The 19,800-nt window shown below is 73.5% G+C and carries 14 protein-coding genes; 9 read left to right on the top strand and 5 right to left on the bottom strand.

Annotated features, from left to right (window positions below):
- The first annotated feature begins 31 nt into the window (after positions 1-31).
- The 3 genes from ACI79Y_RS01935 (at position 32) to ACI79Y_RS01945 (ending at position 4,497) form a co-directional block, all read left to right on the top strand.
- Positions 32-958, top strand: a complete 927-nt coding sequence (locus ACI79Y_RS01935) for an ABC transporter ATP-binding protein (protein WP_457156868.1) — start codon at positions 32-34, stop codon at positions 956-958.
- The gene (locus ACI79Y_RS01940) at positions 955-1,788 is read left to right on the top strand and encodes an ABC transporter permease (protein WP_457085354.1); all 834 of its coding nucleotides are present in this window, start codon (positions 955-957) and stop codon (positions 1,786-1,788) included. The genes ACI79Y_RS01935 and ACI79Y_RS01940 overlap by 4 nt, the downstream gene beginning before the upstream one ends.
- Positions 1,789-1,896: 108 nt before the next feature.
- Positions 1,897-4,497, top strand: a complete 2,601-nt coding sequence (locus ACI79Y_RS01945) for a bifunctional FO biosynthesis protein CofGH (RefSeq protein ID WP_457156869.1) — start codon at positions 1,897-1,899, stop codon at positions 4,495-4,497.
- Positions 4,498-4,527: 30 nt separating this feature from the next.
- On the opposite strand, the gene ACI79Y_RS01950 is transcribed toward ACI79Y_RS01945, so the two are convergent.
- Positions 4,528-5,532: a class I mannose-6-phosphate isomerase gene (locus ACI79Y_RS01950; RefSeq protein ID WP_457156870.1), complete on the bottom strand. Its 1,005-nt coding sequence runs from the start codon at positions 5,530-5,532 to the stop codon at positions 4,528-4,530.
- Between the two features lie 244 nt (positions 5,533-5,776).
- Between ACI79Y_RS01950 and ACI79Y_RS01955 the strand changes: the two genes are divergently transcribed.
- Genes ACI79Y_RS01955 through ACI79Y_RS01965 form a run of 3 tightly spaced genes read left to right on the top strand, consistent with a single transcriptional unit; the run spans position 5,777 to position 9,341 of the window.
- Entirely contained in the window at positions 5,777-6,742 is a 966-nt protein-coding gene (locus ACI79Y_RS01955) for an ABC transporter substrate-binding protein (RefSeq protein ID WP_457156871.1), read from the top strand.
- 29 nt (positions 6,743-6,771) lie between these two features.
- Positions 6,772-8,325, top strand: coding sequence for a sugar ABC transporter ATP-binding protein (locus ACI79Y_RS01960; RefSeq protein WP_457156872.1), 1,554 nt, complete (start codon positions 6,772-6,774; stop codon positions 8,323-8,325).
- A complete protein-coding gene (locus tag ACI79Y_RS01965; RefSeq protein ID WP_457156873.1) occupies positions 8,322-9,341 on the top strand; it encodes an ABC transporter permease subunit in 1,020 nt (339 codons plus the stop codon). The genes ACI79Y_RS01960 and ACI79Y_RS01965 overlap by 4 nt, the downstream gene beginning before the upstream one ends.
- 70 nt (positions 9,342-9,411) lie before the next feature.
- Here ACI79Y_RS01965 and ACI79Y_RS01970 read toward each other — a convergent pair whose 3' ends face one another.
- Positions 9,412-10,254, bottom strand: coding sequence for an SRPBCC family protein (locus ACI79Y_RS01970; RefSeq protein WP_457156874.1), 843 nt, complete (start codon positions 10,252-10,254; stop codon positions 9,412-9,414).
- A 164-nt stretch (positions 10,255-10,418) separates the two neighbouring features.
- On the opposite strand from ACI79Y_RS01970, the gene ACI79Y_RS01975 reads away from it, so the two are divergent.
- The 3 genes from ACI79Y_RS01975 (at position 10,419) to ACI79Y_RS01985 (ending at position 13,872) form a co-directional block, all read left to right on the top strand.
- The gene (locus ACI79Y_RS01975; protein WP_457156875.1) at positions 10,419-12,098 is read left to right on the top strand and encodes a DUF885 domain-containing protein; all 1,680 of its coding nucleotides are present in this window, start codon (positions 10,419-10,421) and stop codon (positions 12,096-12,098) included.
- Positions 12,099-12,478: 380 nt separating this feature from the next.
- Positions 12,479-12,811, top strand: a complete 333-nt coding sequence (locus tag ACI79Y_RS01980; RefSeq protein WP_457085013.1) for a WhiB family transcriptional regulator — start codon at positions 12,479-12,481, stop codon at positions 12,809-12,811.
- A gap of 47 nt (positions 12,812-12,858) precedes the next feature.
- Positions 12,859-13,872 carry an NADPH:quinone reductase gene (locus ACI79Y_RS01985; protein ID WP_457156876.1) on the top strand — a complete coding sequence of 338 codons (1,014 nt, stop codon included), beginning with the start codon at positions 12,859-12,861 and terminating at the stop codon, positions 13,870-13,872.
- A 59-nt stretch (positions 13,873-13,931) separates the two neighbouring features.
- On the opposite strand, the gene ACI79Y_RS01990 is transcribed toward ACI79Y_RS01985, so the two are convergent.
- The 3 genes from ACI79Y_RS01990 to ACI79Y_RS02000 all read right to left on the bottom strand — a co-directional run bounded on the left by ACI79Y_RS01990 (position 13,932) and on the right by ACI79Y_RS02000 (position 19,648).
- A complete protein-coding gene (locus tag ACI79Y_RS01990; RefSeq protein ID WP_457156877.1) occupies positions 13,932-16,160 on the bottom strand; it encodes a metallophosphoesterase in 2,229 nt (742 codons plus the stop codon).
- 335 nt (positions 16,161-16,495) lie between these two features.
- Positions 16,496-17,650, bottom strand: a complete 1,155-nt coding sequence (locus tag ACI79Y_RS01995; RefSeq protein ID WP_457156878.1) for an acyl-CoA dehydrogenase family protein — start codon at positions 17,648-17,650, stop codon at positions 16,496-16,498.
- Positions 17,651-17,656: 6 nt separating this feature from the next.
- Positions 17,657-19,648: an acetyl/propionyl/methylcrotonyl-CoA carboxylase subunit alpha gene (locus tag ACI79Y_RS02000; protein ID WP_457156879.1), complete on the bottom strand. Its 1,992-nt coding sequence runs from the start codon at positions 19,646-19,648 to the stop codon at positions 17,657-17,659.
- Between the last annotated feature and the right edge of the window lie 152 nt (positions 19,649-19,800).

The raw sequence follows: 19,800 nt of genomic DNA on the forward strand, positions 1-19,800 counted from the left end.
CCAGGCCGGCCTGGCCGCCGCCGAGGGGCTGGTGGCCGGTCTGCCGCCCTCGGCGGCGGTCTGGTGCTCGGGGCTGCGCAAGCGCTACGCCAAGCGCACCGCGGTCGACGGGGTCTCGTTCACCGTCGGCCGCGGCGAGGTGGTCGGCCTGCTCGGCCCCAACGGCGCCGGCAAGACCAGCGTGATCAAGATGCTGCTGGGTCTGGTCCGGCCCGACGCCGGCGAGGTCCTCCTGCTCGGCCGGCCGGGCAGCGACCCGCAGGCCCGGGCCGCGGTCGGCTACCTGCCCGAGCTCTTCCGGTACCAGCCGTGGCTGACGCCCACCGAGGTGCTCGCGTTGCACGTGCGGCTGGCCGGGGCCCGGGTGCCCGACGCCGAGCGCCGCGAGTGCCTGGCGCTGGTCGGCCTGGCCGACCGGGCCGGGGACCGGGTGGGCGGGTTCTCCAAGGGCATGCAGCAGCGGCTGGGGCTGGCGGTCGCGCTGGTGGCCCGCCCGGAGCTGGTGGTGCTCGACGAGCCCACCAGTGCGCTGGACCCGGTCGGCCGGGTCGACGTCCGGGACCTGGTGCTGGACCTCAAGGCCCGCGGGGTGGCGGTGCTGCTCAACTCCCACCTCATCGGGGAGGTCGAGCGGGTCTGCGACCGGGTGGTGGTGCTCAACCACGGCCGGGTCGCCGCCGCCGGCACGCTGGCCGAGCTGCTGGGCCAGCAGGAGCTGCGGCTGCACCTGGACGGCGTCACCCCCGCCGCCGAGGCCCGGCTGGCCGCGCTCGGTCAGGTCGCCCGCGAGGGCGAGTGGTGGACCGTGACCCTGCCGGCCGACGACGACGGGACGGCAGTGCCCGACCTGGTCGCCGACCTGGTGGCCCTGCGGACGCGGGTGCACGCCGTCGAGCCGGTGCGGATCAGCCTGGAGGAGCGGCTGCTGGGCATCCTGCGCGAGGAGGACCGACCGTGATCGTGCTGACCCTCGCCGGGCTGACGCTGCGCGAGGCGTCGCGGCGCAAGGTGCTGCGGGCGCTGGCGCTGCTCACCGCGGCCCTGCTGCTGCTCAGCGGCTGGGGCTTCTCCCGGCTGGACGCAGAGCTCGGCACGCTCACCAGCGGCGAGGCGCGGCTGGTCTCCTCCCAGCTGCTCAACCTGGTGATGTTCGGGTTCAGCCTGATCGGCGCCCTGGGCACGGCCTTCCTCGCCGGCCCGTCGCTGGCCGGGGAGGTCGAGTCGGGCACCGCGCTGGCGGTGCTCGCCCGCCCGGTGCGCCGCTGGCAGGTGCTGCTGGGCAAGTGGCTGGGGCTGGTCGCCTTCGGCGCCGGCTTCGTCGTGGTCGCCGGGCTCGCGCAGTTCCTCGTCGTCCAGCTGACCGTCGGGTACTGGCCGCCGCAGCCGGTCGTCGGCCTCCTGCTGCTCGCCCTGCAGACGACCGTGCTGCTCACCCTGGTGCTGCTGCTGGCGACCGCGATCTCCCCGATGGCCTCGGGCATCGTCGCGGTGGGCCTGTTCGGCTCCACCTGGGTGGCCGGCGTCGTCGGTGGGGTGGGCGAGGCGATCGGCAACGACGGCGTCGCCCGGGTGGGCAGCGTCTCCCGGATGCTGCTGCCCACCGACGGCCTGTGGCGGGGTGCCATGTACGCCTTCCAGGACCCGACGGCGCTGCGCGTCTTCGGCGAGGTCGGCTTCCCGTTCCTCGGCCAGGCCCCGCTGACCGCCACCTACCTGGGCTGGGTGGCCGTGTGGGTGCTGCTGGTGGGCGGGCTGGCGGTGCTCTCCTTCCGCCGCCGCGACGTCTAGGCCCGGCCATCGTCGATCGCCAAGATGGCCATTCCGGCGGTGGGGGACGTCGGCCGGGCGGAACCTGGGACGCGCGGGCGTCACCGGGCGGGGCTAGCGTCGTCGCTGATGAGCACCGCCCTGCCCGCGCCGTCCGAGTCCGCCGTCCGTCGTGCACTGACCCGCGCGGAGCGCGGGGTGACCCTCGACGCCACCGAGGCCGAGACCCTGCTGCACGCCCGCGGGCTGGGCGAGGGCGAGCCCCTCGACCGGCTGCTGACCGCCGCCGGCCGGGTGCGCGACGCCGGGCTGGCCTCGGCCGGCCGGCCGGGCGTGGTCACCTACAGCCGCAAGGTGTTCATCCCGCTCACCCACCTGTGCCGCGACCGCTGCCACTACTGCACGTTCGTCACCACCCCCGGGCAGTTGCGCGCCGAGGGCAAGGCGCCGTTCCTCTCCCCCGACGAGGTGCTGGAGATCGCCCGCCAGGGCGCCGCGCTGGGCTGCAAGGAGGCGCTGTTCACCCTCGGCGACCGCCCGGAGGACCGCTGGCCGGTCGCCGCCGAGTGGCTGGAGGCGCACGGGTTCGACTCCACGCTGGGCTACCTGCGGGCGATGGCGATCCGGGTGCTGGAGGAGACCGGGCTGCTCCCCCACCTCAACCCTGGCGTGCTGAGCTGGGAGGAGGTCCAGCGGCTCAAGCCGGTCGCCGCCTCGATGGGGATGATGCTGGAGACGACGGCCACCCGGCTGTGGTCGGAGAGGGGCGGCCCGCACTTCGGCTCCCCCGACAAGGAGCCCGCCGTCCGGCTGCGGGTGCTGGAGGACGCCGGCCGCTCCGCCGTCCCGTTCACCACCGGCGTGCTGCTGGGCATCGGCGAGGACTACGCCGAGCGGGTCGACGCGATCGCGGAGATCCGCGCCTCGGCCCGGCGGCACCAGCACGTGCAGGAGGTGATCGTGCAGAACTTCCGGGCCAAGCCGCGCACCGCGATGGCCGCGCACGACGACCTCGGCCTGCAGGAGTACGTCGCCGCCGTCGCCGTCACCCGGCTGCTGCTCGGGCCCGCGGCCCGGGTGCAGGCGCCGCCGAACCTGTCCGACTCCACCGAGCTGGGCCTGCTGCTGCGCGCCGGGGTCGACGACTGGGGCGGTGTCTCCCCGCTGACCCCGGACCACGTCAACCCCGAGCGGCCCTGGCCGAACATCGACAAGCTCGCCGAGCTCACCGCCGACGCCGGGTTCACGCTGCGCGAACGGCTGGCCGCCCAGCCCGGCTACGTGCTGCAGCCCGAGCCCTGGCTGGATCCGCGGGTGCGCCCGCACGTCGCCGCGCTCGCCGGCCCCGACGGCCTGGCAGTGGAGGGGCGGCTGCCGGTGGGCCTGCCGTGGCAGGAGCCGGACGAGTCGTGGACGGCGTCCGGGCGGGTCGACCTGCACGTCGAGGTCGACACGGTCGGGCGCACCGGTGACCGTCGCAGCGACTTCGACGCCGTCTACGGCGACTGGGCCGAGCTGCGGTCCCGGACCGAGAGCGCCCGCGACGGCTCCTCGACCGCGCTCACCGCCGGCGACCCGGAGGTGCGGGCCGCGCTGCGGCACGCCGAGGCCGACCCGGCCGGGCTCTCCGACGCCGAGTACCTCGCGCTGCTGGGCGCCGACGGGGAGGACCTGGAGGCACTCGCCGCGCTCGCCGACGGCTTCCGCCAGCAGGTCAACGGCGACGACGTCACCTACGTGGTGAACCGGAACATCAACTTCACCAACGTCTGCTACACCGGCTGCCGGTTCTGCGCGTTCGCCCAGCGGCGCACAGACGCCGACGCCTTCACCCTGTCGATGCAGCAGGTCGGCGACCGGGTCGACGAGGCCTGGGCCGGCGGGGCCACCGAGATCTGCATGCAGGGCGGCATCCACCCCGACCTGCCCGGCACCGCCTACTTCGACCTGGCGCGCGAGGTGAAGTCCCGGCGCCCCGACATCCACCTGCACGCGTTCTCGCCGATGGAGGTGGTCAACGGCGCCGCGCGCACCGGGCTGTCGTTCCGCGACTTCCTCACCGCGGCCCGCGAGGCGGGCGTGGACAGCCTGCCGGGGACGGCGGCGGAGATCCTGGACGACGACGTGCGCTGGGTGCTGACCAAGGGCAAGCTGCCGGCCGCGACCTGGCTGGAGATCGTCCGCACCGCGCACGAGGTGGGCCTGCCGACGACGTCGACGATGATGTACGGCCACGTCGACACCCCCGCCCACTGGGTCGCACACCTGCGCACCCTCAGCCGCCTGCAGGACGAGACGGGTGGTTTCCGGGAGTTCGTGCTGCTGCCGTTCGTGCACCACAACGCGCCGATCTACCTGGCCGGGGTCGCCCGGCCCGGGCCGACGAACCGGGAGAACCGGGCGGTGCACGCCGTCGCCCGGCTGCTGCTGCACGGGCGGATCGACAACGTCCAGACCTCGTGGGTGAAGCTCGGCGACGTCGGCACCCAGGCGATGCTGACCGGCGGCGCCAACGACCTGGGCGGCACGCTGATGGAGGAGACGATCAGCCGGATGGCCGGCTCGGGCAACGGGTCGCTGAAGACCATCGCCGAGCTGGAGTCCATGGCCGCCGCGATCGGCCGCCCGGCCCGCCAGCGGACCACCGAGTACGGCACGCCGACCGCCGAGCGGCTCGCCACCGCCCGCTCCGAGTCCGGCCGCGCCGCGCTCACCCTCAAGCTGGTCTGAGCGTCGCGCCGGAGGTTCCGGGCGCGGCGGTCAGCGGGCCTCCGGCGGCCGGCACCACAGCGCCTCGAACATCTCGTCGGCGTCCACGACCAGCGTTCCCGCGGCGTGCGGCACGACGACCGTCTGCCCGTGCCGCACGGCCGTCCCCTCCCGGGTGTCGGCCCGCCGCAGCTCGCCCTGCCCGCCGGTGACCACCAGCACGCCGAAACCGGCCTCGAGCACGTCACGACCGGTGACGCGGTGCACCCGGAAGAAGTCCGCCGCCCGGTCGGGCAGCACCCACCCCCGGCCGGGGCGTCGCACCACCAGCTCGCCGATCCGCTCAGCGGGCCACGCGGTGCGGTCCATCGCCTGCAGGGCGAGGTCGAACCCGAGCCCGAGGTGGCCCTCCCGGTCGCCGTCGATGGCGAAGCCCCGCCACTCCAAGAGGATCGACAGGTCCTCCGGCTCCTGCACCTCGACGAGGAAGACCCCGGCGCCGATCGCGTGTGGCATCCCGGCGGGCACCAGGACGGCGTCTCCCGGGGCCACCTCGACCCGGTGCATCGCGGCGAGCAGCCCGTCGACGTCCTGCTCCTCCACCAGCCGGCGCAGCTGCTCCGCCGACAGCGAGCGGCGCAGGCCGAGGTGCACCGCGCCGCCCCGCAGGATCACCCACGCCTCGGTCTTGCCGTGGGCGCGCCCCAGGTGCTGAGCGGCGAACGGCCCGTCCGGGTGGATGTGCACCGGCAACCGCTGACCCGCATCGAGGAGCTTGGTCAGCAGCATGGTGTCGGCACCGAACCGGGCGACGTGTCCCGCGCCCAGCCAGGCCTCGGGGTCGGTCGCCACCGCATCGCGCAGCAGCCGACCGTCGGGCAGCTGCGACAGGCCCAGCGAGCTCTCCCCGAACAGCGGCGTGGTCGCCGCCACCCAGTCCTCCGGGAGGTTCCCGCCGGTCCACGGGCGACCGCGGAACTCGGCGATCTGCCGGCCACCGGCGTAGAAGCGGTCGGCGGGCTGGTTGGCGTCCACCACGATCGGGACGAGCGTCATGCGGCTGCCTCGGGTCCAGAAGAGGGGTGCCGCGCAGCGGCGGCTCCGGTCAGGGTGCGGTCAGGATGCCGGGTCGCCGCGACGATCCGGTCGGCCACCCCCTGGGCCGCGACCCGCCGGGGGACCATGTAGTCAGTACAAGTTGTCCGGAGCTACATTCTCCGGACCCCGAGCCACTGTGTCCCGCGACACGGAGCAGAGCTCAGGGTGCACCACCAGTGCTCGTTCCAACGGAGGAGACAGCATGTCGGCCAGCTCACGGTTCCGGACGACGTCCACGGCCATCGCCCTGCTCGGCGCGCTCACGCTGAGCGGTTGCAGCAACGGCGACGAAGCCGGCGGGGGCGGAGGCGGCGGGGGCGGTGAGGTGGAGCGCGTCGGCCTGATGCTCCAGGACATCTCCAACCCGTTCTTCGCCTCGATGCAGAACAGCATGGAGCAGGCCGCGCAGGAGCAGGGCTTCGACCTGAACGTGCAGGACGGGCGTCAGGACCTCGCCGCGCAGAACGACCAGATCGACGCCTTCATCCAGCAGGGCATGGACCTGATCCTCCTGAACGCCGTCGACAGCTCCGGGATCGCCTCCGCGGTCGCCCGGGCGCAGGCCGCCGGCATCCCCGTGGTCGCCGTCGACGTGGATGCCGAGGGCGCCGACGCCGCGGTCACCACGGACAACGTGGAGGCCGGTCGGCAGTCCTGTCAGGCACTGGTCGACGCCCTGGGTGGCCAGGGGAACATCTTCGTGATCGAGGGCACCCCCACGACGGCGCCGCAGGACCGGGTCAAGGGCTGCGAGGAGGTGCTCGCGGACAACCCGGACATCCAGGTGGTCGCCCGGCAGGCCGGGAACAACGACCGCGCCAGCGGCCTGTCCCTGACCACCGACATGCTCACGGCCAACCAGGACGTGCAGGGCATCTTCGCCATCAACGACCCTGAGGCGCTCGGCGCCGACCTCGCGGTCCAGCAGGCCGGACGCAGCGGCGTGACGATCGTCGGTGTCGACGGCTCCCCCGAGGCCGTGAAGGCCCTGGAGGACCCGAACTCCAACTTCGTGGCCAGCGCCGCGCAGGACCCCGGTGGCATGGCGCTGGAGGCGCTCGAGGTCGGCAAGGACATCGTCGCCGGCAACCCGCCGGCCGAGCGCGTCACGCTGCTCGAGCCGACGCTGGTGACCAAGGACAACGTCAGCTCGTACGAAGGCTGGTGACCCACGGCCGGCTGGTGGGAGGACCTGTCATGAGTGACACCACGGCTCCGCTGCTCGAGGTCGAGGGCATCAGCAAGCGGTTCGGCGCGACCCTCGCCCTGTCGAACGTGAGCTTCGACGTCCGCCCCGGCGAGGTGCACGCCCTCATGGGCGAGAACGGCGCCGGCAAGTCGACGCTGATGAAGATCATCTCGGGCAACTACCAGCCGGACACCGGCTCCATCCGGATCGCCGGTACCCCGGTGGTCATGGCCTCGCCGCGCGATGCCATGGCCGCCGGGGTGGCGATCATCCACCAGGAGCTCAACACCATCCCCGAGATGACCGTGGCCGAGAACCTGGCCACCGGCAACGAGCCGCTGCGCTTCGGGATGCTGGACCGCAGGACGATGGTCGCGCAGGCCCGGGAGAAGCTGGCCCGGGTCGGTGCCGACATCGACCCCAACCGGCCGATCGGCCGGCTCAGCGTCGGTATGCAGCAGATGGTCGAGATCGCCCGCGCCGTCGCCGAGGACGCCCGGGTGCTGGTGCTCGACGAGCCGACGGCCGCGCTCTCGCGCACCGAGAGCGAGCAGCTCTTCGCCCTCATCCGGTCCATGCGCGCGCGCGGTATGGGGCTGGTCTACATCAGCCACCGCATGGAGGAGGTCTGGGAACTCGCCGACCGGGTGACCGTGTTCCGCGACGGGCAGCTGATCGGCACCCGCGAGATGCGGACGACCGGCCCCGACCAGGTCGGCCCCGGCGACATCGTGCGGATGATGGTCGGTCGCGACATCGACGACCTGTACGTGCGCACCCCCCACCCAGCAGGTGACGTCCGGCTCTCCGTCCGCGAGTTGACCGGGGACGGGGGCATCGGACCGGTCAGCTTCGACGTGCGCGGCGGCCAGGTCGTGGGGATGGTCGGCCTGATCGGTGCCGGCCGGACGGAGGTGGCGCGCCTGATCTACGGCGCGGACCGCCGCACGGGGGGCACCGTCTTGCTGGACGGCGAGCCGCTGGAGGTGCGCAACCCCATCGACGGCATGCGGGCCGGCGTCGGTCTGCTGCCGGAGAGCCGCAAGGACCAGGCGCTGTTCCTCGACCTGTCGGTCAAGGACAACATCGGCATGTCCACGCTGAAGGACCACAGCCGCGCCGGCGTCGTCCGTGGGGGCTCGCTGCTCAAGGCCGTGCGCGGCGTCATGGACCAGCTGAAGGTGCGGTCCAACGCGCTGGGGCTGGAGTCGCGGGCGCTGTCCGGTGGCAACCAACAGAAGCTGGTCCTGGGGCGGCTGCTGCTCCAGCGGCCCAAGCTGATGATCCTGGACGAACCCACCCGCGGGGTGGACATCGGCGCCAAGAGCGAGATCTACCGGTTGATCAACGACATCGCGGCGACCGGGACCGCAGTGCTGGTCATCTCCTCCGACCTGCCCGAGGCGCTCGGCATCAGCGACCAGCTGCTGGTCATGCGTGCCGGGCGGATCGCGGCGACCCTCGACGCCCGCGAGGCGACCGAGGAGAACGTCATGCAACACGCCACCGGCGTCTCCGCTGAGGACGCCTCCACGACCGAGAACGCTGGGACTGCCCGATGAACCCGAACACCGTGACGTCCCCGGACAACCCCATTCCCGACACCCGGGTCGCCCCCGAGACCGCACGGCAGGGATCGGTCATCGCCTACTGGTGGGACCGGGTCGGCATCTTCGCCGTGCTGCTGGTCCTCATCGCGCTCATGGCTGCGCTGGCGCCGAACTTCCTCTCGGTGGACAACGCCATCAACGTGGCGCGATCGGTGTCGATCAACGCGATCCTGGCCGCCGGGCTCACGGTGGTCATCCTGACGGCCGGGATCGACCTGTCGGTCGGCTCCATCCTGGCGGTGGCCGGGGTGGGCAGCGTCCTGCTCGCGGTCGAGGGGGTGCCCACACCACTGGCGCTGCTCGGCGGCATCCTGATCGGCGCGGTCTGCGGTGCCCTCAACGGCGCCTTCGTCGCCTGGCTGGCCCTGCCCGCGTTCATCGTGACCCTCGGGTCGATGACGTACCTGCGTGGCCTCGCCTACTCGCTGCTCGACGGCCAGCCGCTCGTCGCCAGCGACCTCGGGTTCCGTGGGATCGGCAACGGCAGCATCGCCGGCATCCCGCAGCCGGTGGTCGTGATGGTGGTGGTCTACGCGATCTTCTGGTTCCTGCTGGAGCGGACGCGGTTCGGCCGGCACGTGTACGCCGTCGGCGGGAACATGGAGGCCGCGCGGCTGGCCGGCATCAACGTCAAGCGGGTGCTGCTCTCGGCCTACATGCTCGCCGGCGCTGCCGCCGGCGTTGCCGGCCTGATCTTCTCCGCCCGCGTGCTGTCCGCCCAGCCGACGGCGGGTCAGGGCTACGAGCTGGACGCGATCGCCGCCGTCGTGCTCGGCGGGACGTCCCTGGCGGGCGGTCGAGGGCGGATCTTCGGCACGCTCGTCGGCGCCGTCATCATCGGCGTGCTGTCCAACGGGCTGATCCTCCTCGACGTGCCGTTCTTCTACCAGCTGATCATCAAGGGCGTCGTCATCATCATCGCCATCGCGCTGGACAGCCTGAAGCGCTTCTCCCGCGCCAGCGGCTGACCGCAGAGCACCAGCCGGGCTCTCGGGGAGGGGCGGCCCCCGCTCCTCCCCGAGAGCCACAACGGCCCGGTCAGCTGCGGCTGCCGCCACCGATCATCGGGTCGTCACCGGTGTCCCGGCCGGCCTCCGTGGCGCCGCCGCCCGGGGTGGTCCGGTTGTCCGCGTCGGACTCCTCGGTGACCACGTCGGCGCGCACCTCGCCCGCCGGCGGCTGGTCGACGACGGTGACCGGCTGCTCGGTCACCGGGGGCGCCGGGGTCACCGGCGGAGCAGCCGGCACCTCCTGCGGCTGCTCGCTCTCCGAGCCGCTCTTCGACCCGGCCACCGCCGCACCGGCGGCGGCCACCCCGGCCACCGCGGCCGCGCCGGCGGCGACACCCTTCGCCGACAGCCCGGCCTTGCCGCTGTCCCCGCGGGAGAGGGCGGCGTCCTCGACGCCAGGGGTGCCGACGTCCATGCCGTGGCGGATCTCGCCGCGCCACGCACCGCTCGCGTAGCCCTCGTCCTCGATCAGGTCCTTGAACTTCTTCAGGTCCGACTTCGCCTGCCGGCCCACGATGCCGAGCTTGTCCCCGGCCTGCTCGACCAGGCCCTCGGGCTCGTACTCCAGGGTCAGGTGCACGATCGTCGACGCGGGCCCGGCAGGCTCGAACCGGACGGCGCCGGCGTTGGTCGCACCGCCGGTGGCGGCCCAGGCGATCTTCTGGTCCGGGACCTGCTCGACGATCGCGGCGTCCCACTCCCGCTTCACCCCGGCGATCTCGGCCACCCAGTGCAGCCGCTGGTCACCGCGCTGCTGCACCTTCTTCACCCCGCTCATGAAGTGCGGGAAGTCCTCGAACTGGGTCCACTGGTCGTACGCGGTCCGTACCGGCACGTCGACCTGGATCGACTCCTCGACCTTGGTGCTCATCGTCGGTTCCTCCCTCGTCGCAGACACTGACTGCCCTCCGCACTACCCCCTCGCACCGCTGATGCACGTCTGGTCAACCGCAACAACGGGGCGCCCTGTTCGGGTCCCGGCGCACGCCGCCGACCGGTCCCGGGCGAGGCACCCCCGGGGTTAGCGTGGCGGGTGTGACCGAGCTGCAGCGTCCGCCGTCCGACCTCGACCAGCTCGCCGACCGGTTCGTCGCCGCCTACGCCGCCGACCAGCCGACCCGGGCGACCTACATGGGCGTCGCCGGTCACGACGACCGCTGGCCCGACCTCACCCCCGACGGCCGGACGGCCACCGCGGAGCTGCTGCGCCGCACGCTGGCCGAGGTCGAGCGCACCGGGTCCGCCGACCGCCGGGACGACGTCGCCCGCAGCGCGATGGTCGAGCGGATCGGCGCCGAGCTCGCCCTGCACGAGGCGGGCTGGAGCCAGGCCGCGCTGAACACCATCGACAGCCCGCTGCAGGAGTTCCGCTCGACCTTCGACCTCATGCCCACCGCGACCGAGGACGACTGGGCCACCATCGCCCGCCGGCTCGCCGCCCTCCCGGACGCGCTGGCCGGCTACACCGCCGGGCTCACCGACGCGGCGGGCCGGGGGCGGGTCTCCGCCGTCCGCCAGGTCCGGCTGGCCGCCGGCATCGCCCGCCGCTGGGCCGGGGCGGCCGGGCAGCCCGGCTTCTTCACCGAGTTCGCCGGGCGGGCCCCGGTCGACGGCGCCCTGCGGGCCGACCTGGACCGGACGGCGCACGGGGTGAACGCCGCGCTGGTGACCTTCGCCGACGCGCTCGAGCGCGACCTGCTCCCCCGCGCACCCGAGGCCGACGCCGTGGGCCGGGAGCGGTACGCGCTGGAGTCCCGCCTCTTCACCGGCATGGACCTCGACCTCGACGAGACCTACGCCTGGGGCTGGGACGAGCTGGCCCGGGTCGTCGCGGAGAAGGCCGCGGTCGCCGAGCAGATCGCACCCGGGCAGGGCATCCCCGGCGCGATGGCGGCGCTCGACGCCGACCCCGCCCGGCAGGTGCGCGGGCGCGACGCGCTGCAGGCCTGGCTGCAGGAGACCGCCGACCGGGCCATGGCCGCCCTCGACGGCGTGCACTTCGACATCCCCGACCCGGTGAAGCGGATCGAGGGGCGACTCACGCCGACCTCCGGCGAGGGGGTGTACTACACCGGCCCGACCGAGGACTTCTCCCGGCCCGGCCGGATGTGGTGGTCACTGCCCGAGGGCGTCACCGACATGACCACCTGGCGGGAGACGACGACCGTCTTCCACGAGGGCGTGCCCGGCCACCACCTGCAGATCGCGCAGAACGTCCACAACGCCGGGCTGCTCAACCGCTGGCAACGGCTGATGGCCTGGTGTTCGGGGCACGGCGAGGGCTGGGCGCTCTACGCCGAGCGGCTGATGGGCGAGCTCGGCTTCCTCGACGACCCGGGCGACCGGCTGGGCATGCTCGACGCCCAGGAGCTGCGGGCGGCCCGGGTGGTGCTCGACATCGGCGTCCACCTGGACCTGCCGATCCCGGCCGGCCGCGCCGCCGGTGACCGGTGGACCTACGACGTCGCGCTGGCGTTCCTCCGCACGCACGTGAACTTCGCGGACGCGATGCGCATCGACGAGCTGCACCGGTACCTGGGCTGGCCCGGCCAGGCGCCGTCCTACAAGGTCGGCGAGCGGGTGTGGCTGGTCTGCCGGGAGCAGGCCCGGGCGCGCGCCGGGGCCGACTTCGACCTCAAGGCCTGGCACCGGGCCGCGCTCGACCTCGGCCCGCTCGGCCTGGGCCCGCTGGCCGCGGAGCTCGCCCGGATGTGACACCCGGCCGCACCGGCCCGGTGCGGCCGGAGATCGGTACTGCCGAGGATGAGCGACGGACGGCACACCGCCGCGGTACTGGACGAACGGTCACGGGATCGTCCATCCCGGCCGCTGCCGATCTGGACGAAGCTCCGCACCCCCGTGGGCAAGACCTGCTGTGGACCCCGGCGTGTCGGACGGTTCGTCGCACACGACTGCGGCGCCCGTGACGAGTGGTGCGGATGGGGCCCGCCGTCACGCGGACGACATTTGACCGGTTGTGAAGGACAGCCGTGTAATTCATGGCGTTGTCACAGGTCGTGACAAACCGGCAACCGCGAGTACGGCTGGCCGGAGCGAGACGCAGGGGGACGATCGTGATGGCTGAGGTTTCCTGGATGAGCGAGTACCGGAGCGCGGCGGCAGCGGCGGCGCCGGTCGACTGGGCCGGGCAGGACGTGCTGGGCCTGGCCACCGTCCACCAGGGCGGCTTCCCCGGCTTCGACGGCGAGGAGCAGGGCTGGCAGGAGAACGCCCTGTGCGCCGAGACCGACCCCGAGGCCTTCTTCCCGGAGAAGGGCGGCTCGACCCGCGAGGCCAAGAAGATCTGCACCGGCTGCGAGGTCCGCGCCGAGTGCCTGGAGTACGCGCTCGCCAACGACGAGCGCTTCGGCATCTGGGGCGGGCTCTCCGAGCGCGAGCGCCGCCGGCTGCGTCGCCGCGCTTCCTGAGCACGCGGCGAGGGTGACCGACGTCGGCCCGGGGTAGGGCCCGGGCCGTGCGAGCGATCACCTACACCCAGCCCGGCGGCCCCGACGTCCTGCAGCTCGTCGACCGCCCCACCCCCGAGCCCGGCCCCGGCGAGGTCCTGGTCCGCCTGGCCTTCTCCGGGGTGAACCCCACCGACTGGAAGTCCCGCAGCAGCGCGCAGCCCGGCCCCGACGGGCAGGTGCCCAACCAGGACGGCGCCGGCACGATCGAGGCCGTCGGCCAGGGCGTCGACCCGGTGCTGACCGGCGAGCGCGTGTGGATCTGGGAGGCCGCCTGGCAGCGGCCACACGGCACGGCGGCGGAGTACACCGTCGTCCCCGCCCGCCAGACCGTGCTGCTGGGCGCCGACCCCGCCTTCGAGCTCGGTGCGAGCCTGGGCATCCCCTTCCTCACCGCGCACCGCTGCCTCACCGTGGCCGAGTCACTGCCCGACCGGCTGGCCCCCGGCTCGCTGAACGGCCGTACCGTGCTGGTGCAGGGCGGCGCCGGCGCCGTGGGCAACGCCGCCATCCAGCTCGCCCGCTGGGCCGAGGCCACCGTGATCGCCACGGTCAGCAGCCCGCAGAAGGCGCAGCTGGCCGCCGCGGCCGGTGCCAGCCACGTCATCAACTACAAGCAGCAGGACGTCGTCGCCGAGGTGCGCAAGATCGTGCCGGCCGGCGTCGACGCGATCGTCGAGGTCTCCGCCGCGCAGAACGCCGCCACCGACGCCCAGGTCATCGGCATGCACGGATCGATCGCCATGTACGCCGACGACGGCGGCGCCGAGGTGACGATCCCGGTGCGCGCCCAGATGGGCCCCAACGCCCGCTGGCAGTTCGTGCTCGTCTACACCGAGCCCACCCGCGCGAAGGACCTCGCCGTGGAGGACGTCAACGCCGCGGTGCTCGACGGCGCCATCCGGGTCGGCGAGGACGCCGGGCTGCCGCTGCACGTCTACCCGCTCGCCGAGACGGCAGCCGCCCACCAGGCGGTGCAGGACGGCGCCGTCGGCAAGGTGCTCATCGACGTCACCGCCTGACGCGCACACGGGTGCGGCCCCGACTCCACCTGGAGCCGGGGCCGCACGCGTCGATCAGGTCAGCGCACCACGGTGAAGGGCACGCTCACCGGGTCGGCCGACCGGTCGCCCAGCGACTGCGTCGCGACCAGCTCGTAGGTGCCCGGCTGGAGCGTCCCCATCGCCGCCCGCCAGGTGCCGTCCCTGCCGACGGTCACCGTGCGGGTGATGCCGGCCTGCACCGTCACCGTGGCGCCGGGGGTGCCGGTGCCGGTGGCGGTGACCGCGGGCTTCGTCGTCGCGTCGGCCCCCGGCGAGGTGACCGTGAGCCCCTCGATGTCGGCCCGGGCGGTCAGCCACTGGTCCTGGCCGATCGGGTGGTCGACCACGCGGGTCTCACCGATGCAGCCGTTCCAGCCGTTGGTGGCCTTGTCGTCGACCCAGTCGGACCCGAAGATCCACGGCATCGCGCCGTCCAGCCCGTGGCCCACGGTGTCCGAGGCGTTGCGCAGCACCGGGGCGCCGTCGACGTACATCGTGGTGGTGGCCGACTCCGGGTCGTTCACCAGCGCGACGTGCGCCCACGTGTCGACCATGATCTCGCCGGACCAGGCGGTGCGGTCACCCTTGGCGGTGTCGATCGGCACCTCGGTCCACTGGAACTCCTTGAGGTTCGACAGGCCCAGCGCCACCGGCGACGCCGTCCAGTCCCAGCGGCTCCACGGCACGCCGATCTGCGACCGGTTGCCCGAGCGCACGATCGCCTTCATCCAGGCGTTGTCCGACTGGTTCCAGCTGGGGTCGATCTTGAGGAACGTCTCGATCGTGTAGCCGTTCTCCAGCGCCTCGAGGTTCACCGGCGCGTCCGCGCGGGTGGTCAGGTAGCTGAACCGGTTGGTCTGCTTGTCGGCGTTGGTGAAGCAGACCGCCGCGCCGTCCGAGGAGTACGGGTGCGCGTCCTGCGAGAAGTTCACGTCCCGCAGCTGGGCGGTCGGCGAGCCGGACTGCCTGATCGGCACGCGCATCAGGTTGTTGCGGTTGTTGCCCTCGACGTCGCGGATGACGCCGCCCTGGGCGACCACGCCGCGCAGCCCGTTCATCCGCCAGTGCGCCAGCGTGCCCTCGACGCGGGGGTAGTCCGCGGGCGAGCCCGGCAGCTCGGTGGTGACCGGGTCGGGGGCGACGAAGCCGTCGAGCAGGATGTCGCGCGCCGCCTGGGTGAGCGAGGGCTCGTCGGCAGAACCGGCGGTGAACCCGGGGTTGAACCCGGCGAAGCGCTCCGAGAAGTCGATGTCCAGGGTGAACTGCTGGTTCGGGCCCTCGAGGAACGCCTGGTCGTAGGAGGTGAGCTTCTCCGCCGGCTTCGCGACCACCCACGGCGACCCGGTCTGCGCCGAGACGGTGTCGTTGGTGAGGTCGAACTCGAACAGGCCCAGGTAGCCGTTCCCGCCCTCGTAGGCCATCTGGTAGTCCATCAGCACCTGGGTCACCGGGTGCCCGAAGTCGTTCTGCTTGACCAGCCGGGTCGCGCCGTGGAAGTGGCCGTTCAGCGTCATGAAGATCTGGTCGTTGCCCTTGATGAGCTTCTCCCAGAGCCGAAGGCCGTAGCCGGTCTCCTGCGGGGAGACCCCGTCGTTCTGGATGCCGATGATGTCGTGCGAGGTGAGGATGACCGGCACGGTCGGGTGGGCGTCGATCACCTCGTTCGCCCAGCGGAGGGTGGCGTCCGAGGCGCGCCAGGACAGCGCCAGGACCATGAACTGCTGACCCTCGGCCTCGAAGACGTGGTACTGGTTCATCCCCGTCGGGTCACTGCCGCCGTAGGTGGACTGCTCGGCCGCGCGGTCGGGGCCGAACCAGCGCAGGAAGGGCTCAGCAGCCAGGTCGTACTGGTCGTCGTACCAGTTGTCCGAGCTGTTCCGGACGTCGTGGTTGCCGGCGAGCACCGAGTAGGGCAGGTCCGCGTCCTCCAGCGTCCGCATCGCTGCGTCGGCGGTGCGCCACTCGCCCTCCTGGTTGACCTGGTCCACGACGTCGCCGAGGTGGGCGACGAACGGGATCCGCAGCTCGTCGGCGTGCTCGGCGAGCCAGCTGGTCTGGGCGGCGTAGGGGTTGTTGCCGTCGCCGTAGCGGTCCGGCCGCTCGAACTCGGACTCCGCGTAGCGCGAGTAGAACTGCGTGTCCGGGAGCACGGCGAGGGTGAACCGGGAGGCCGGCTCGGTGGGCGCCGCCTGCGCGGGGGCGGCGGTGGCCAGGCCACCGGCGGTGGCGAGAGCGGCCACCGTGGTGACGACGCCGGCGCCGGCCACGGCCCGCAGGCGGGACCTCCGGGCAGGTCGGTCCCCGCGGTGCGCGGGCCGTGATCTGAGCAGGTGCATGGAAGCTGACCTCCGACTGTCCTGGGAGCGGTGGGGGGGTCCCACCGCCGCAGGAACGCTGTCGATCAGCTGTGGCCAGCGGGTGTCGCGGTTGTGTACGGCACGCCAGCCGAGCATGAAGCTGTAGTCACTACACTCTGCAGTTCCGTTACCGGGGAGGCCAGCCCGCCCACTCCCGTTGATCATCGGCAGATGGTCGACGGGCACGCCGGGTACCGGCGCGTCACCCGGCAACACGCCGATGATCAACTGCCGGGAGACGGCCCTCAGCCCACGCCGAGGGAGCGGGCGATGAGCATCCGCTGCACCTCGCTGGTGCCCTCGCCGATCTCCAGGATCTTCGCGTCCCGGTAGAACCGGCCCACCGGGAACTCGGTCATGAAGCCGTACCCGCCGTGCACCTGGGCGGCGTACCGGGCGTTCTCCATCGCCACCTCCGAGCTGTACAGCTTGGCGATCGACGCCTCCCGCTTGAACGGCTCGCCGCGCAGCATCTTCTCCGCCGCCCGGTAGTACGCCAGCCGCGCGGTGGAGGCACGCACCTCCATGTCGGCGATCATGAACTGCACCGCCTGGTTGCGGCCGATCGGCTGCCCGAACGCCTCCCGCTCCGCGGCGTACTTCACCGACTCGTCGACGCACCCCTGGGCCAGCCCGACGGCGAGTGCGGAGATGGCGATCCGGCCCTCGTCGAGGATGGACAGGAACTGCGCGTACCCCCGGCCGCGCTCCCCCACCAGGTTCCCCGCCGGCACCCGGACGTCGTCGAAGGCCAGCTCACGGGTGTCCGAGGCGTTCCAGCCGACCTTCGCGTAGCGCTTGCCGACGGTGAACCCCGGGGTGCCCGAGGGCACGATGATCGCGGAGATCTCCTTGCCACCGTCGGCCTTCGTGCCGGTGACCGCGGTGACGATGACCAGGTCGGTGAGGTCGGTCCCGGAGTTGGTGATGAAGGCCTTCGAGCCGTTGATCACCCACTCGTCGCCGTCCAGCCGGGCGGTGGTCCGGGTGGCACCGGCGTCCGAGCCGCCGCCGGGCTCGGTGAGCCCGAAGGCGCCCAGCGCCTCACCGGCGCACAGCCGGGGCAGCCACTGCTGCTTCTGCGCCTCGGTGCCGAACCGGAAGATCGGCATCGCCCCCAGCGAGACCCCGGCCTCCAGGGTGATCGCCACCGAGGAGTCGACCCGGGCCAGCTCCTCCAGCGCGACGCAGAGGGTGAAGCAGTCGCCCCCCGACCCGCCGTACTCCTCGGGGAACGGCAGGCCGAACAGCCCCAGCTCGCCCATCTGCCGGACGATCGCGGTGGGGAACTCGTCTCGTTCGTAGAAGCCGCCGATCTGCGGGGCGATCACCTCCACGGCGAACTCCCGCACCAGCTTCCGCAGCGCCTCGGTCTCCTCGTCGAGCCGGTAGTCGAGCACCGTCGCTCACTCCCCCTCCGCGGGCGCCGGTGGGGTCACCACGGCCACCCGTTCGTCGAGCCGGACCGACTGGCCGGCCGTCACCGGGAGCTCGGTGACCACCCCCGCGACGGGGGCGGTCAGCACGTGCTCCATCTTCATCGCCTCGACGACCAGCAGCGGGGTCCCCGCGGCCACCTCGTCGCCGAGGGAAGCCCGCAGCACGGTCACGGTGCCGGGCATCGGGGCGGTCACCGCACCGCCGACGGCGGCCGCCGCTGCGGCGCCGGTCAGCCGCTCGTGCTCGCGCAACCCGATCACGTGCCCGTCGGCGGCGAGCCAGACCGTGCCCTCGGCGTGCACCACGGTCCACCGGGTGGCCACCCCGCCGAGCGTGACGTGCAGCTGGTCGCCGTCCCGGACGGCGGTGACCGGCTGCGGGTCGCCGTCGCCGACGCGCACCTGCGCCGACGCCGCCCGGCCGCGCACCCGCACCTCGACCGGCTCCCCTCCCGCCGCCTGCAGCCGGCGCAGCGTCCACGCGGGCTCCCCCAGCCGCCAGCCGCCCGGGTCGTCCCACGGGTCGACGACCGGGCCGGCCGGCTCGGCCTCCAGCAGCAGGGCGAGCGCCGCCACGGCGTGGGCGTGCGGCGGCGGGGCGGCCACGGTGAGCTGCTCGCCCCGCCGCTCGATCAGCCCGGTGTCCAGGCGGCCGGCGACGACATCGGGGTCGGTGAGCAGGTCGCGCAGGAAGGTGGCGTTGGTGGGCGCCCCGAGGACCGCGGTCTGGCCGAGCGCACCGGTCAGCCGGGCGCGGGCGGTCTCCCGGTCCGGCCCCCAGGCGACCAGCTTGGCCAGCATCGGGTCGTAGTCGGTGCCGACGACGGTGCCCACCGCCAGTGCGCTGTCGACCCGGATGCCGCGCCCGGCCGGCTCGACCAGCCCGACCACGGTGCCGGTCTGCGGCAGGAACCCGCGGGCCGGGTCCTCGGCGTAGAGCCGCGCCTCGATGGCGTGCCCGTCGAGCACGACGTCGTCCTGGTCGACGGGGAGCGGCTCCCCGGCGGCCACCCGCAGCTGCAGCTCGACCAGGTCCAGGCCGGTGACGCACTCGGTCACCGGGTGCTCGACCTGGAGCCGGGTGTTCATCTCCAGGAAGAAGAAGTCACGCGGTGAGTCCGCGTCCACGATGAACTCCACCGTGCCGGCGCCGGTGTAGCCCACTGCGCGGGCGGCGTCGACGGCGGCGCTGCCCATCGCGGCCCGGCCGGCCGCGTCCAGCAGCGGCGACGGCGCCTCCTCGATCACCTTCTGGTGCCGGCGCTGCAGGCTGCACTCCCGCTCACCAAGGTGCACCACGTTCCCGTGCGCGTCGCCGAACACCTGCACCTCGATGTGCCGGGACCGCGCCAGGTACCGCTCGACCAGCAGGGTGTCGTCGCCGAAGGAGCCGCGCGCCTCCCGCCGGGCCGCGGCGATCTGCTCGGCCAGCTCGTCCGGGCCGTGCACCACCCGCATGCCCTTGCCCCCGCCGCCGGCGCTGGGCTTGAGCAGCACCGGGAAGCCGACCTCCACCGCGGCGGCGGCGACCGCGTCGTCGTCCATGCCCGGCTCGGCGCGGCCGGGGACGACCGGGACCCCGGCGGCGGCGACGGTCCGCTTGGCGCGGATCTTGTCGCCCATCGCCTCGATCGCGGCGACCGGCGGCCCGATGAACACCAGGCCGGCCCGCTCGCAGGCGCGGGCGAAGTCGGCGTTCTCGGACAGGAACCCGTAGCCGGGGTGCACCGCCTGGGCGCCGGTGCGCCGGGCGGCGTCGAGCACCCGGTCGATCGAGAGGTAGCTCTGCGCAGCGGGCGCCGGGCCGATCGGGACGGCGACGTCGGCCAGCCGGGTGTGCAGGGCGCCGGCGTCGGCCGCGCTGTGGACCGCGACCGAGCGGATGCCCATCGCCCGCAGCGTCCGGATCACCCGGACGGCGATCTCCCCGCGGTTGGCGACCAGGACGGTCCCGAACACCGCTCAGCACCCCCCGCCGACGGCAGCGGGGGGGGGGGGGGGGGGGGGGGGGGGGGGGGGGGGGGGGGGGGGGGGGGGGGGGGGGGGGGGGGGGGGGGGGGGGGGGGGGGGGGGGGGGGGGGGGGGGGGGGGGGGGGGGGGGGGGGGGGGGG

It is taken from the genome of Modestobacter sp. SYSU DS0875 (assembly GCF_054050915.1).

Excerpts from the sequence above, each read along its gene's own strand:
- ACI79Y_RS01945 (WP_457156869.1), top strand. The coding sequence starts at position 1,897 with ATGAGCACCGCCCTGCCCGCGCCGTCCGAGTCCGCCGTCCGTCGTGCA.
- ACI79Y_RS01950 (WP_457156870.1), bottom strand. The coding sequence starts at position 5,532 with ATGACGCTCGTCCCGATCGTGGTGGACGCCAACCAGCCCGCCGACCGC.
- ACI79Y_RS01955 (WP_457156871.1), top strand. The coding sequence starts at position 5,777 with ATGTCGGCCAGCTCACGGTTCCGGACGACGTCCACGGCCATCGCCCTG.
- ACI79Y_RS01960 (WP_457156872.1), top strand. The coding sequence starts at position 6,772 with ATGAGTGACACCACGGCTCCGCTGCTCGAGGTCGAGGGCATCAGCAAG.
- ACI79Y_RS01965 (WP_457156873.1), top strand. The coding sequence starts at position 8,322 with ATGAACCCGAACACCGTGACGTCCCCGGACAACCCCATTCCCGACACC.
- ACI79Y_RS01970 (WP_457156874.1), bottom strand. The coding sequence starts at position 10,254 with ATGAGCACCAAGGTCGAGGAGTCGATCCAGGTCGACGTGCCGGTACGG.
- ACI79Y_RS01980 (WP_457085013.1), top strand. The coding sequence starts at position 12,479 with ATGAGCGAGTACCGGAGCGCGGCGGCAGCGGCGGCGCCGGTCGACTGG.